The following is a 14,655-nucleotide window of genomic DNA, read 5'->3' as shown; positions in this document are numbered from 1 at the left end:
GTGGCTATTCACCGGCGGAGAGGGCGACGTACTGCTCTTCCCACTCTTGACGAGCCTCGATCTCACGCTGGCCCCGGCCTGTCAGTTCATAGTAGTTCGTCCGGCGATCAATGTCGCCTTTCTCAACTAGCCCCTTGTCCCCGAGTGTATCAAGACTAGGGTAGAGCCGACCGTAATGAACCTCTTTTCCATAATATTCTTCGAGTTCAGCCTTGATTGCGAGGCCATTGAGCTTGTCTCCACCAGCGATTACATACAGGGCGTCGCGTTGGAAGCCAGTCAAATCGTACATAGGTACTCTGTTCGACGCCAGACTCACTAGTACTCGGAACATACCAGTCAAAAGTTAAATATTCACAGTTACCAGATCGGGTGTAAATATCTCGCAATCAATAAAATCCCCCCTCTAATTTCTGTCAATATCCACATACCAATGCGCATAGCGACCGTATTGCTAGTGCGGCATTAGAGGAGAGCCGGTGTTCGGTCATGACCTCTCCATAGTACCGTTCTAGGTACATATTTGGTCACAATGAGGGTGCACCGCACAGTCAAGCAGAGAGGGCCATACGTGGGTTGGTATGCCATCCCTTCTGGTTTTACCTATTGATAGTATAGGTATGATTCAGCGTCTGCCATCTGAGGGGGAAAGGGGAACGAGGAATACGATTGAAACCCACTGCGTTTATCACCACTCAGAGGTGGGCGCCCCTAACGGGTTGCCTCTGACACAATGAACCAGTATTCATCAGTCGAACACCGGCAAACACGGAGTAGCAACGATGAGTAGCAACATTGAGTCAATTGTGCCCGCTGAAACGGATGTCTTTGGCGGGACAACCGCTCATACGGCTGTCTTCAAGACACTCGCATCGCGATCATGCCGCTATGTCATCTACTATTTCTTAGCGACATCTGCCTCCAGTAGCTCAGTTGAGCAGTTAGTCACAGGAATTCAAACACTTGCAAGCCAGGAGAGTAAGCAATCAGCAGTAGTTGAGAGTAACCAGCTCAAATCGCTCTTGATAGAGGAATCGCTTCCCCGACTTGAGGGGCTTGATGTCATCGAATACGATTCCCGAAGTGAGAGTGTTCGATATCACCAGCAGCCCTTCGTTGAAGAGTACGCCGAACATGCGGCGTATCAAGAGCTGTCGGCGGATTTCGTTCGAGACGCTCTCTAGGAGACAGCCAGAAGAATCGCTGCTGCCTCACTGTAGCCTTCCGTTCTATCACTACCGTGCCTACAGCAGGGATCTGTTGCGCATCGAGAGAGATGTGGACTCCTGGTTACAAGATGTGGTTCTCCTGTAATGACGCCCACTTTAACCCGATGTTTCATATCGCTCTGTCGATCGAAGTCGCTCTCAGACTCAGCTGTCTGATGGCCAAACACAGAGAGGAAAGTCAGACCAGCCGGGCCGTGATGTGTCAGAGGCACTCCGGGCAGGAGTTGGCCCGACTGGCCCCATCCGATTGTCAGAGGCACCCCGCAAGGTGTGGGCACACCCTCAGGGTGAGTGGCCTGTCTCAGCGGCAGACGACTCTAATTATCAACGCTATATGCATAATAGTTGACTTGGTGAGCCATGATTTAGCCTCACCAAGCCTAATTCGCGTGTTCATTCGACTGGATACATTCACTCATAGCTGCTCACCCATGAGTGCATTTCGGGTAAGCGTTGCAATCGCTCGGCGTAATCGTTCCGACACCGCCTGATCGGAAATCCCCAGTTGCTCAGCCAACCCCTTCGTATCACACTGGCGGGGAATATCATAGTACCCCTCACGAACGGCTAACATGAGCGCTTCTTGTTGGGGTTGTGTAATTCCGAAAGCCTGGTCGGGTTGCTGCTCTGGGTGGTTATAGACGCGCAGAACCTCAATCGAGATTCGACTGTTCTCACAATAATCATCAAACGTGGAGAGTGCATGGTGGGTTTGAAACCGTACTGTGAATTGCCATGTTTCTGGTGATCCAGTTACAGAGAGAAGATGAACGGCGTTATCGCGAAAATACCGGAACAGATGATCATAGTCGAGTGCCCACTCGATTGCGTAGAGTGACCGCTCACTCAATCGTTCCAGTCGCTCGACTGCTGTCACTGTTGGGTGATCACCAATCCTGCTTTCAAGCGAATCATGGGTACCACTTTCAATCCAAACGAGTGGAGTCATCGCTCCCGGCAGTGGAACAAGGGACTCAAGCTCGATACGTGCCCCCGACTCAAGTCCTGCAAATACGCGTCCCAATTCGAATTCATCTGCGCCGACCTCCACTTCAACGAGAACACTCATCGTCTCATCTACCACTTCCTTCTAATCGTCACAAGTAATTTATTAGTTAGATAATTCATGAATTATGCTACTCATACCTATGTGTCACGTTCTTACGAGAGGGATCTAAAAAGAGGGACCCTGACGTGAGGAGGGTTTATTGGGATTCGCGGCTGCGATCAGGATGACTAGTCAGGGTCGTTTAAATAGGTTCGCGGGTTTTTTATATAGAACTCTAGTAATGCGGTTTGACAGGCCAGTGGTGAGAGCGATGACGGTTCCTATGATAGGGTGCCTCTGACAGGGTCGCTCTCTCCTGTAGATACGTACTATTGTTATTTAACTGTTATGTAATACTAGTTAACAATAGTCGGATGAATAAATTAACTGAGGGGTGCACACAGGGGTAGTCCCCGCGTCAGTCGTTCGTCATCTACACGTCAGACGCATGGCTGACTTACATATGTCACTCAGACAAAAGAGACAAGTAGGTGACTGCTGTATTTTTCAGTGCCGTCACCCATTGTCAGAGGCACTCCATGGGAAAGGGATGGTCCCTGCGTTCTTTCTCGTTGATAAGGTCTTAGTTAGTTAACCGCTGGTCTGTCATGGATGTACTCTTGATAGTACCACGGTTGGAGTGATGGGTCCCATTCTTCATTCTGGTTACGCACTGATCAGCACGATCTCCAGATGACGATTGGAGACACCGGTGTCGGCGGCCCACAAAGCAGTTAGTGAGTTGGTTCAGTACTGGGTGCTTCGATTTGATCGATCTGCAAGACGAGAATGTTGCTCGTCTCGTCGACTCCATCGACTAATCCCTCGATCGCGAGTTTCGCGACTGGTGTTGGACCGACGGTCATGCGGTCACCTTCTTTATACTCGCGGATGGATCCCTGAATATGGATTTCCGCGCGACACTGCTCGGGGTGGTGAACACTTGAGAGATCGATTTCCTGGATATTGGCCTCGTCGACGGACTCGCCGTTGTGCGTGAGCGGAACTGCTGCCGGTTCATCCAGTTGATCGATATCCAGCGCCTCAAAGGCGGTGACCGTTGGTTTGTACCCGCCTTTTGGACCGGGGACGCCTTCGGCTAACTGGAGGGCTTTGAGACTCTGCATCTGATTGCGGATCGTTCCTGGGTTTCGGTCGACCTCCTCGGCGATCGTTTCCCCTTTCACGGCGTGTTCTGCGTCTCGGTGTAGGTTTACGAGCGCCGTGAGAATGGTTTTCTGGTTTGGTGTGAGTTCTATGGCTGACATCAGTCTCCATTACCAGCTTCTCGGTTAAAACCACTGTGTCGTTGTTCTATTAATATCTCTATCATTAACAGTTAAAGAGAATACATTCGGATAGGGTATATAAAACCTAACAGATATAGCTAGATCGGCTACAGTTATACAGACAGAACACCGTTTACCACCGATGTGACTGACAGAGTATCTCTGATTACCGGGGAATATTGTCTCTGAATCATCAATTTACCCATCTACCATCATTTGTCATTCTGATATAATTATCCACAGATTTAACAGAGTGCATGTCGTAGAGACAAGGGATGTCAGAGGCACAAGCAGTTCACCAGGGCACCGAACAGCACACCGCATCCGAGTTGACCGCCTTCCAGCGAAACATCCTTACGATCCTCGCAAAGGAACCCCTGTACGGATTGGCGATCAAGGCTGAGCTTGAGGCGTACTACAACAACGAGGTCAATCACGGGCGACTCTACCCGAATCTCGATGAGCTCGTCTCGGAAGGCTTCGTTGAAAAAAGTAAACTCGACAAGCGCACCAACCAATACGAGCTCACTGACAAGGGATATGAGCTCCTTCTGGGCGAGCTCAACTGGCAGTTTTCGAAGCTCGTCACTGATGAAGAGCGTGCTGGGGACCTTCAGACACTCATCAGCTAACAAACCCGCAACTACTCGTAACCGCTTTTTGCACAGTGGCTCAGTAGCCGTTGGTCCCTCCAATTCCCTCTCACAGGCTCTGTTGAAACCCTCGTGCAGCCGTGCGATTTGCTGAGAAGCTCGTTTCGCATTGGCTCCGTGAAATCCAAGATGAAGAGTAGCTCTTCTCACTGTCACCGCTGACGAATTTCAACAGGCGGTAGCGAGGAATCCCCGTCCTCAACGAGCGGCGAAGCCGCGAGTAGGGAGGGGAGGAATCACGTGGCGAAGCTGGGCGAAACAGGTAGTATCGCCCGCCCCGTCGTCGTATGTAGTCCTGTGGCGGGCTTCAGACAGCCCAGCAATGGGTGCCGAACCAATATTGCGGTGCGGGGACGGTTTGATTCCTCGCTTGGGACGGGCCGCAGTCAACCGACCCCGAAGGACGGACCGACGACGTTGACGAGACGCTTCGCGTCTCGTTCGCACACCAGAATGCAACGCATTCTGGGGACGCGACCACTCCGAGCACGCTTGACGTGCCGCGAAGTCGCCGAGGTCACGTCCAATTACATTGCCTCTGCCGACCGACCGCACCGGCAAACAAGTCGGTCCGGGACCACAACTCTCGGCCGAAACCACGCAAGCCCTGTCCGCAGAACGTTCATGAGACGCGAAGCGTCTTGTTAGCCAATCAGAACGCCCCGCGTTCTGATGACGCCGAAGGCGTTCAGGGCTGGGTAGTTGACATACCAACCAATGCTGTTCCAGTAACTAATAGTCGACAGTATTCATCGTCCTCACGAATCGGCCGCGGAGCAACTGTTCTACTGCTTTCTCTGGATTGTAACTGCAATGGGTGCACGAGGACTTGAACCCCGGGCCTCCTATCTTAGTCACCTCGTCTCTCGTATGAAATCAGGAGATGTCGCGCGTATCACCCCTCACCATCATTTCAACGGAAGGTTACTAAGTAGGTGTTCTTCCAGTCTGAACTATACACCCATGCGAATCGTTATCGTCACTTCCAGTTATAAATTACCCGATTCTAATTGTCTGTACTTTGCTAGTCATTGTTCCAAGCAAGACAGACGATAACGGCGTTATCAGAACGCGGAACGTACTGGTTAGCTAACGAGACGCGAAGCGTCTCGTGAACGCTGTATCCCCTCCTTTCCGAACGGGTGTTCATCGTCTATCTTGCGGCGTTGTACGTTTTCCGTAGCTTCGGAACGTAACTACAGAGGGGCGCCTTCGCTTGATACGGAAGGTCAAACGGCGTCACTACGTCGCTGACGCCACCATCGTATCCGCCCCCGAATCGAACGCATCGTCTAACGCCTCGCGGTAGGTGGCGAGAAGATGACGAAGGCGAAACTCCTTTCCCCTGCGTCGGTGAGGCGAGGGTGGCTTCAAGCGTCTTCGTCACCATCTTTGCCATACTACACGCTACACACCATACACACGGAACTGTACCTATCCCATAGTAGGATTGTGGACCGACGAAACGTCACAATCCGAGAAGAACAGGACGAATGGATCCGTGAGAACCATATCAACCTATCAAGTCTCGTTAGAGAGTGTATTGACGAACGTATGGAATCCAGTTCAGCCGATTAACGGCGGCTGTGTAACGGACCGTACGCGATTCACGTCCGCCCTAAAGGGCGGGATTCTCTCGCTGTTTAAAGATAGTTATGCTCGATTCGATCGTTAAATTCAACTACCCTGAGTGAATTTGTCTATATGGCTTTCTTCCAACTCATGAAAGCCAACTTAGGTGGCTCTACTCACCTGAGTTTCAATATGCCCTGAGAGATTGCCTTCTACAAACGATGTCGACAGAGTGCTTCAAGGTTTGATCTCGAGAATGAAGGCTGCATACTCCGCTAAACGTGTTCCGTTGCTCGAGATACTTCTCAGTATATCGGCTGAAACGTCACCCACCGTCCCGATGTAGTAGAATGTCGCGGTTTCAGACGACAACAGCGGGCATACCCGTTCCTTACTCGTGCTTTCGGCCACTCATTGGGGTGAGAACCGTACCCGCCCGCAATCAGATAAATTCATGCTATCTAAAATTATATTATTATACAATATAATAAAATACTTATGTCTTAACGTGGGTATTGGTCTCATGAGACGTAGACAGCTTCTCAAATCAATCGTCATCGGGACTGCTGGGATCGCAAGTAGCGGTTGTGTAGGCGCTACCAAAGAGCGACTCTATTCGCAAGCGGATGGAGACATCGACTACGACGACACGTTCGCGAAAAAAGAATGGGGATACGTCCGCCACGATTGGGACCCGCCAACCGGTACCGATCGACCTGTCGTGTACACACACGATGGGTATATGGGCGCGAGTTTCGCAGCCAACGGCCCGACCCACTATATTCGGATGCCGGACGACACACTCATCGCGACGAGCGTTGGCGTGTACAGCGCGATCCCATCACCGGATCTCGGTGACGAATATGTCCACGTACAATCGAGTGTTCGAGCAACGGCGTGCTCAGCTGGCGATGCATCAGATTTCGGTGAAGTTTATGATAAACGGAGTCACGGATTGGATGGTCACGAGATTATCGAGTGGCTTGCGGCTCGTCCGTGGTCGCTCGATCGGATCGGATTGTTCGGACTCTCGTATTCAGGAATGACGTCTATTCGGGTCGCATCCACCCAGCCACCGTCGTTAGCGTGTGTCTCTGCGAACGTGATCATGGGTGATCTACTCCGAGGCCGCACGTTCCCCGGCGGCGTCGACAATCTCGCGTTCGACAACTGGCTCAATAACCTCCCAACACTGTGGTGGGATGAGGAGTCACAAGATATCATCCCAGAACAGGAGGATCCGTTCTGCAGACAGCATCGGGCGAACCGTGATCCACAGACGATCATCGATCAACATCCTACCTGGTATCGGAAGCGAACGGAGAACGATGGCTATCGACGAATCAATTTCATTGAGATGGCAAAGCAGATCGAAGTACCGACCTACATTAGCGTCGGCTGGCAGGATGGCCAAGTCGGTCAACGCGGCGGTCCCGCAGTGTACAACGCTCTCGATCCGGATCCGATTCATCCTGGAGATTTCCCGGGCCGACGCCCACCAAGCCCCGAGCTCCGTGAGTCACCCAAGCTCTTGCGGGCAACGAACGGAGTTCACGGCACTGCGTGGCGGGCACTCGGCCGCGATCGGGATGGTCGGCGTTGGTTCGACTACTGGCTTCGCGGGGAAAATACCGGTATCATGCAGGAAGCGCCTGTTCGGTTGGATTTCGGTATGGATACCAAGGACAGTCACGGCACGATGAGTCTTGATGGCTTCCCAGCATCAAACACGGACTGGACGCGCTATTACATCGGTGGCAACCACGAGTTGACGACCGAACGACCGACAACTGCAGGAAAGGAAACGTACACGAGTTCGAGTCCGGACTACTGGTACATCGATGATCTGACCGATAAAACACTCCTCAGTTACTGGTCAGCCCCATTCGAGAAGCCACGTGTAATCGCTGGCCCGATTACTGCAACCCTCTATTTGCAGTCATCGGCAGAGAATACTGAGATGTATGTCTCACTGGCCGATGTCGAGCCGGGAGATGAAGCAGTAACGTATCTCCAGCGAGGGATGTTGCGCGCAAGTCATCGCGAACTCAATGAGGCAAAGACACTCCGGAACGAAGCGGGGGAGATCATTCGCCCATATCATACGATGGTCGATCCAACACCAATCATCTCTGGAGAGCGCTATCGCTATGATATCGAAGTTTTCCCACTGGGCCATATCGTCTACCCGGGTCATCGGCTACTGGTCAATATCCATGCTCCACCTCAGGAAGAAGGTCCGGACCCGGCCCGTTATTGGGAGTATGATCCACTTGATAGCGGCAGTGAGAATATCCTGTCCTATGGTGGGGATACGCCTTCAAGCGTCCTCTTGCCGATGCTCGAATGGGGATCGAAACGAGGGAACCGAACCTCACCGTTACCACCCGAGCCGGCATGTGGCGAGCCGGATGGCTACACCTGTATGGAGGCCACGCTCCCTCAGTAAGGAACGTGCGAGAGAACGCAGAAGCCACTCACTGCTAACAAGGCAGATCACGGCTCATAACACACGAGATAATTGATCTGTCTTGAAGGCATAGCCACTCTGTGATCGGAGTCACAGTTGAGTTCAATCATCTGATATCTATATGAAACGATTCATTCAGTCAGGGAGCTGAGTGATTACCGTCATCGGTAGGCTTGGAGATCCATTTCAGTCACCGCATGAATGCCAGCAACTGCAAAAATATCACCAAGTGACTTCACTAGGTGACTACTTGTAATTTCTCGTGGAAGGAAGTGGTGACCGCCAATGACACAAGACTGGAACCTCAAAGGGAACTTCGTCGAAGCGTGCAACTGTTCGGTCCCATGCCAGTGTCTTTGGTACGAACCAGCAGATGACGGTGGTTGTACCTTCGCCGGATTCTGGAATATCGAAGAGGGAACGTATGGAGACGTATCCTTAGATGGGTTAGGAGCAGGGATGCTCGTCTTTGACGAAGGCATCCTCTTTGAAGGTGGGTGGCGCGTCGTCCTCGTGATCGACGAAGCCGCTGACGAGACGCAAGCAGAGGCACTCGAAAACATCTTCTCTGGGCAAGCCGGCGGATTGTTCGAAGCTGCTGCGCCGCTTATTGATACGGTCGAAGATAGTGTGGTGGTACCTTTCTCCTACGCAACGAAAGACGACCACCTCTCGTTCAGTGCTGGCGACATCGTCACCATTGAGACTGACAGCGCCGTTGGCTTCGGAGACGAGCAGGGGTCGGTATACCCTCATCCGTTCATTCAACCGGATGAACGAGCAAACACCGGCAAGACGACCAAAGCGACTGTCGCCTTCGATGACGACTTTTCGTGGGATGTAAGCGGCAATAACTCATACTTCGGAGAGTTCGAAATGGCGAATTCCTGAATTCACAGCTGCTATATCTCCTGAAGATGACTATACGAGAATCCGAAGGTCGGGGTCTTTTCATTCGCCAGCTCCCACTCATTGCGATCGTCATGTACGCCATCGCGCTCGTTGCGTGGACATTGATACTCTGGCAATGGGTACCGATGCCGGGAGACGAGATGAGTGAGATGGGCATGCAGATGTCCGATCCTGGTGTTCCGGAAGCGATGGCGATCGGACACGGTGCTGCTGGCGTGGGTCTCTATCTGTTAATGTGGGGGACGATGATGATTGCTATGATGTACCCGTCAACAGTCCCGCTGTTTCGGCTCTATAACGGGACACTTCAGGACCTCTCGAAAACCGCAAAAGCCGCCCGATTGGGCGCACTGCTTGGAGTATACACGCTCGTCTGGACACTTACGGGTCTGGTTCCACTCGTAGTTAACTCCGTAGTCCCGATCGCAGCACTCGTCAACGATCGTGGACTGCTCCTCTTCGGAGGTGTACTGGTAGTTCTGGGAGGATACCAATTGTCGCCGTATAAATATCAATGTCTGGATAAGTGTCGATCGCCATTTGGGTTTCTAATGACTTACCACCGGCCCGGAATTCGCGGAGCCGCGGACATGGGCCTGCGTTTCAGCCTGTTCTGTGTCGGATGCTGTTGGGCGCTGTTCGCGCTTATGGTCGCTGTCGGCTCAATGAACATCCTTTGGATGGCGATTATCGCGCTCGTGATCTCACTGGAACGAACGGTGTCGTGGGGGCCACAGCTGGCCAGGGCAGTCGGCGTCGTCGCTGGCGTCGGTGGAGTTGGCTTCATCGTAGTCTCGATAGTGTAGAACACTCGGGAATGATTGCGAGATATGCACTCTGTCTTCAGCACGACTTCTGGAATCCATCACCAATTGAAGGATCCCAGCCACGCCAAATCGTCGTATGACCCTGACCAAACCAACTCACTAAACGAAATAACGGCCAGCTCAATCCTGTACTGTATACTGGGGCGGAACATCAAAATCGGGTTGGCAGGTATGTTTTCGTGCTCACCTGAGCCAACCAGTTCGCTTCAAATTCGACTCGGTAGCCACCGTAGGTGTTAAAAAAAGCGCTCGTATCTAAGCTGATACCCATCTCCGAGCAGCTCCATTTAAAGAAATCACGGCTCCGACTGATGCACATCGACTCCCCTCCTTCCTGTGTACCAGGAGGTTACTAGATACTCTTGTTCCTCAGAGCCAGTGTACGTAGAAAGAGTAACACACATATCAATAGATGTATTCTGGGTAATTAGTCAATAGTAGCTAGATAACGTGACTGCTGAATACCATAATGTATATTGAAGGATCTATCTTCGGGAGAAAAGACCCAGCGATTACAGGTGGAGCGAACGTCTTTCACCACGAAGATACACTTACGGTCGCGACTACAAGCCACAAAAATATCTCGACTACATGCTCTACGCGAGATACAAATGAACCAGTTTGGTGGGTACTCGGTGAACTATATGGATTCGATGCAACTGTCCTTGATGGCCAGCGCGGGTATGCACGACGACCACTAGCTACTGATCCAGCGCAGTACTGTGCACGCCTGTATAACCAGTATGGCATCGAGTTTGTTCGTGGCTTAAACGGCAATTTCTTTCTACTCGGATATGATCCATCGCAGCAGCAGGTTTTCGCAGTCACCGATCGGCTTGCAACAGTCCCGATCTACTATACTACGCCAACACAATCAAGCGATCCGGTCGTTTTCTCGTCGAATATTCAGCGAATTCCTCTCTTTCCGTCAGTTGAGACATCTTACGATTCGGCCTATCTACACGAGTACTTCGCCTATAAACGAACATTCGGTGTGAAAACTCCTCTGAGTGGAATCGAGGAGCTACCACCTGGTTCAATCACGAGATTTGACCTTGCTGATCAAACAACTACTGTTAACCAGTACTGGACACCAGAATTCGCGCCAATTGATAAGCCATTTGGATGGTTTGTTGATGAGTTTGTTCACCGATTTACAACCGTCATTAACGAGTGGATAGATTCAGATCAAGAATATGGAGTATTGACCAGTGGAGGGAGTGATTCGCGGCTTATTCTTGCAGCATTGAATGGGAATGCGACTGCGTTCCATATGGCTGACTGGATGAATCGCGAAGCGCGGACTGCTGAACGTGTAGCGTCAATATCTGGAGCCGAGTTTACAGTGCTCTATCGTGGGGCAGACTATCAGGCTGGATCACTTGAGCGCAATCGTTCAATAGCGACTTTCAACGGATGGTTCACACAACCATATACAAGTGGTTTCGAGGATGAGATCACCACTACTGTTGATGCTCTCCTTTCTGGGTTGTACGGTGATACCCTCTTTAAACGTTTTCCGATCCCATCACCGGATCTATCGATAGGGCCACTTGGAACGGTCACACTCCCGCTTGAACAGCGCGTTGAGACTATTGATGAGTATATTGATTGGCTCCTTGATAGTGCGTTTGTCTCAGATATAGGGGAGATGCCAACTGATCTTCGGTCAGTTCTTGAAACCAATATCTATCGTGACGGAGACCAAATTATACACCATGGCGTTGCCTATAGGTCACTTGATGATCTTGTCTATTATAGTGCTTGTTACCCACTCTCGAATGATGATGATTTGATCTTCCATAAGGGCATCCAGAAGATGCTTCCGTATCGCTCGCCGTTCCTTGATAATCGACTGATTGACCTGTCCCTATCAATGCCGATTCGCTACCGACTTCGAAGAAACATCATCAGTCAAGCGGTTGAACGACTGAATCCCGCACTTGCAGCTATTCCGCATTCGAATACGGGGGCACCTCTTACTCGATCATTTCCTATCGAGTACCTCACTCGCAACCTTACAGCCCTGTATCGGACACGTCTTATGGATGAATCGCCGCCGGAGCCATACATGACGAATGGATCGTGGATCGACGACGCGGAATTACTCCGTCACCATCCGTTCTTTCGACAGGCCATTGAGAAGTATGGTCACTTAGCTGATTCTCTTCCAGGTTTGGATCAGGAAATACTTGAAACATACTATCAAGAACACTGCAATGGTCAGACCCACCTAACGGAATTATATACCATAATGACTGTCCTTTCAATGCCACTTACTGCGTATCTCGCTTCTGGTGATTTTTCACGAGAAGAACTGAGATCTGAACTAAACTCTGAGTGAAAGCAAAAAATAGCCCATAGAAGCCCCGTACCGGTTGATTTACAACCGTCCCTCTGAATTCTCTACTTGATCGTGACTCTCCCCAACCTGAAACTTGATTTACACACACTACTGGTTTTCTATATAATAACGTAAATCGAGGTGTTATTAACGATACATGAAATCGGAATTATTTGGAGTCTTCGGTACGAAATCTGATTTCGATCAGTTACGCTCCTCGGCAGACTTTGATCGTATTATAACTGGTAACTCAGTTGTCGTGGGGATTCGCGATCCAACTCTTGACTCCCCAGGTCGAACGAGCACACATGTTGATCAATCTTCGTCAGGGCTGTGTGTTGTCTACGGAGACGTATTTCTTCGCGGAGAATCAGTTGCGGTAAACTCCCACCAAACGACTGCAGCAACTCTCTACAACACCTTTCTGGATTGGGATTTCGATGCGCTTGGACTTGATCAACTAAATGGATCGTATCTTGCTGTTCTTGATACGGAAGACAAAGCGATTATCGCAACTGATCCAATTAGCTCGCGTGAGTGTTTCTATACGGAGACGCCGGTGGGTCGTGTTTTTGGAACAGATTTGTCTCAACTAGTCCGAGTCCAGAACGTCTTTAGAGATGAACTTCAGTGTAATGAACAAGGGTTACGGGAATTTCTACAGTTCGGTGTCGTCTTTGGAGATCAAACGACTCTCAAGGGAGTCAACCGGATTCCATTTGATGGCTATCTCACCGCAACAACAACGGGCACCTTGGCACGTTTCGTGTATGAGCCCCAGGCGTTCGATTACGTTACAGAACTTGCTACTCGTCTCGAACACGCAATTAAATACCGCGGACAGCTATCCCAAGAGCAGGCAACTACTGCTCCGGATACCAAAACCGGATTATTGCTAAGTGCTGGTTTCGATTCGCGAGTGATTCTTGCTGCCCTTCCAGAGGGTACTATTGATATTTGTTATACAATAGGATCACCAGAGACACCTGAAGTACGTGTTGCTCAAAAGGTGGCAGCTCAGTATGGGGCCGAACATGTAACGCTCCCTGTGACAACAGCCTATCTTGATATCTCTCCAGAAGTCACGCAATACACGAATGGACTTCGCGAATCACTCCATATTCACCACCGTGGTCATAGAGAGTCAATAGCTGTCGATCAGATGTTTCATGGCTTGTTTTTGGATACACTACTTCGCAATCGCTATATACCACGTGAAACGCTCACGATACCACTCCTCAATCGTAAGTTCCCCCTCTCAGACCTTGCCAAGAATCCAGATATTCCTGCATTGTTCGAACAGACTTTCGGGTTTGAATCTGGTGACCGAATTCTCGATGAATTTGATGTTTTTAGTTCAGGCAATAAGCAATATAGCGAAAGAAGTGGGAAGCCAATTGACCCTGAACAGTATCTTCACGAAACAATTGAACGTGAGTATCAAGCAGGGTTTACACGAACCGATTCGCCACACAACGCAGCGGCATTGTTAGGTATCAAATGTAAATCATCGTTGCCCTTCCGATCACAGTTATCTGATCAGTATACTGAAACTTTGATCGCTGCTGATGCAGGATTACTTGAGTGGCATCTGCAAACCCCACCAGAGTATCGGACGGACCGTACATATCAAGAAGCGCTCAAGCGAATTGATTCAGATATTTTTCGCTATCGGCCGCCAGATCGTCCTCATCGAACGTATCAGGCGAATCAAGTTGAGAAGTTTGTACGGAAGATTATACCAGGAATTTCTACATTTGGGACGCCATGGCCGGATCGCGATGAGATTTATGCCGAAGCAAATCTCGATCGTGAGTTTATGCTTCGTCCAGACCTACAGGGCCTCTCAACACGATCAAAGCTGCGAATCCGCGATGCAAAGCATTGGGGTGAATTTATAGAAATTATATAGGACAACGAATAGCTGTTCCTAAGAAATATTCATTTTGATAGACATGACTGGAGGGAAGCACTCAGCGGTTGCTTCAAGCGTTAAGGTACGCACAGCGACAAAGAGGGGTGAGACCTCCGTATCATGACCAATCAACACACGCATTCCTCCATCCAGGAGTTCGGTGTGTCGCTGTGCGCTATTCACGTATTAGTTTGCATCTATTTAAATTTAATTGTAATACAGATGTGAACAAATTAGAAGCAGACCGTCGACCCTAATAGTCTACTCTTCGAGTATCTGGATCCGGCAGTGAACCGTCTACCGGGCGGTCAGATGCATTGACCTCCTCCCGCGCCTAAAGACGAGGGTATGCGCTCGCAACTGTATCAGGGACGCAAGAACCAGTATCTCTGGGGT

At 50.4% G+C, this 14,655-nt stretch carries 10 protein-coding genes, 1 tRNA gene and 1 pseudogene; 7 read left to right on the top strand and 5 right to left on the bottom strand.

The window, feature by feature from the left end; translation table 11 throughout:
- Positions 1–4: 4 nt before the first annotated feature.
- Positions 5–292 carry a helix-turn-helix transcriptional regulator gene (locus HAPAU_RS15960; RefSeq protein WP_066384844.1) on the bottom strand — a complete coding sequence of 96 codons (288 nt, stop codon included), beginning with the start codon at positions 290–292 and terminating at the stop codon, positions 5–7.
- A gap of 490 nt (positions 293–782) precedes the next feature.
- Here HAPAU_RS15960 and HAPAU_RS21135 point away from each other — a divergent pair, with 490 nt between their 5' ends.
- Entirely contained in the window at positions 783–1,184 is a 402-nt protein-coding gene (locus HAPAU_RS21135; protein WP_157078510.1) for a DUF7344 domain-containing protein, read from the top strand.
- A 460-nt stretch (positions 1,185–1,644) separates the two neighbouring features.
- Here HAPAU_RS21135 and HAPAU_RS15955 read toward each other — a convergent pair whose 3' ends face one another.
- Together HAPAU_RS15955 and HAPAU_RS15950 are read right to left on the bottom strand one after the other, a co-directional pair.
- Positions 1,645–2,298 (bottom strand): helix-turn-helix domain-containing protein, encoded by a 654-nt coding sequence (locus HAPAU_RS15955; protein ID WP_169802676.1) that lies wholly within the window; start codon positions 2,296–2,298, stop codon positions 1,645–1,647.
- Positions 2,299–3,011: 713 nt separating this feature from the next.
- Complete coding sequence (locus HAPAU_RS15950) at positions 3,012–3,545, bottom strand: Rrf2 family transcriptional regulator (RefSeq protein WP_066384842.1); 534 nt, start codon at positions 3,543–3,545, stop codon at positions 3,012–3,014.
- 296 nt (positions 3,546–3,841) lie between these two features.
- Here HAPAU_RS15950 and HAPAU_RS15945 point away from each other — a divergent pair, with 296 nt between their 5' ends.
- A complete protein-coding gene (locus tag HAPAU_RS15945) occupies positions 3,842–4,198 on the top strand; it encodes a PadR family transcriptional regulator (protein ID WP_066384841.1) in 357 nt (118 codons plus the stop codon).
- A gap of 835 nt (positions 4,199–5,033) precedes the next feature.
- Here the strand turns inward: HAPAU_RS15945 and HAPAU_RS21130 are convergent.
- Both HAPAU_RS21130 and HAPAU_RS23050 read right to left on the bottom strand, forming a co-directional pair.
- A tRNA-OTHER gene (locus tag HAPAU_RS21130) sits at positions 5,034–5,182 on the bottom strand.
- A gap of 176 nt (positions 5,183–5,358) precedes the next feature.
- A pseudogene (locus HAPAU_RS23050) lies at positions 5,359–5,618 on the bottom strand (RNA-guided endonuclease TnpB family protein); the annotation flags it as partial.
- Positions 5,619–6,245: 627 nt separating this feature from the next.
- Between HAPAU_RS23050 and HAPAU_RS15940 the strand changes: the two are divergent.
- The 5 genes from HAPAU_RS15940 to HAPAU_RS20165 all read left to right on the top strand — a co-directional run bounded on the left by HAPAU_RS15940 (position 6,246) and on the right by HAPAU_RS20165 (position 14,256).
- Positions 6,246–8,240, top strand: a complete 1,995-nt coding sequence (locus HAPAU_RS15940) for a CocE/NonD family hydrolase (protein WP_066384839.1) — start codon at positions 6,246–6,248, stop codon at positions 8,238–8,240.
- 306 nt (positions 8,241–8,546) lie between these two features.
- Complete coding sequence (locus tag HAPAU_RS15935) at positions 8,547–9,152, top strand: DUF1326 domain-containing protein (protein WP_066384837.1); 606 nt, start codon at positions 8,547–8,549, stop codon at positions 9,150–9,152.
- A gap of 26 nt (positions 9,153–9,178) precedes the next feature.
- Complete coding sequence (locus HAPAU_RS15930) at positions 9,179–9,979, top strand: DUF2182 domain-containing protein (protein ID WP_066384835.1); 801 nt, start codon at positions 9,179–9,181, stop codon at positions 9,977–9,979.
- 490 nt (positions 9,980–10,469) lie between these two features.
- Entirely contained in the window at positions 10,470–12,344 is a 1,875-nt protein-coding gene (locus HAPAU_RS20170) for an asparagine synthase-related protein (protein WP_157078508.1), read from the top strand.
- A gap of 157 nt (positions 12,345–12,501) precedes the next feature.
- Positions 12,502–14,256 carry an asparagine synthase-related protein gene (locus tag HAPAU_RS20165; protein WP_084383821.1) on the top strand — a complete coding sequence of 585 codons (1,755 nt, stop codon included), beginning with the start codon at positions 12,502–12,504 and terminating at the stop codon, positions 14,254–14,256.
- Positions 14,257–14,655: the final 399 nt, after the last annotated feature.

This window comes from Halalkalicoccus paucihalophilus (assembly GCF_001593955.1).
GTDB lineage: Archaea > Halobacteriota > Halobacteria > Halobacteriales > Halalkalicoccaceae > Halalkalicoccus > Halalkalicoccus paucihalophilus.
The sequence above is the reverse complement of the archived record's forward strand: the minus strand, read 5'-3'. Positions and strand labels throughout refer to the sequence as shown.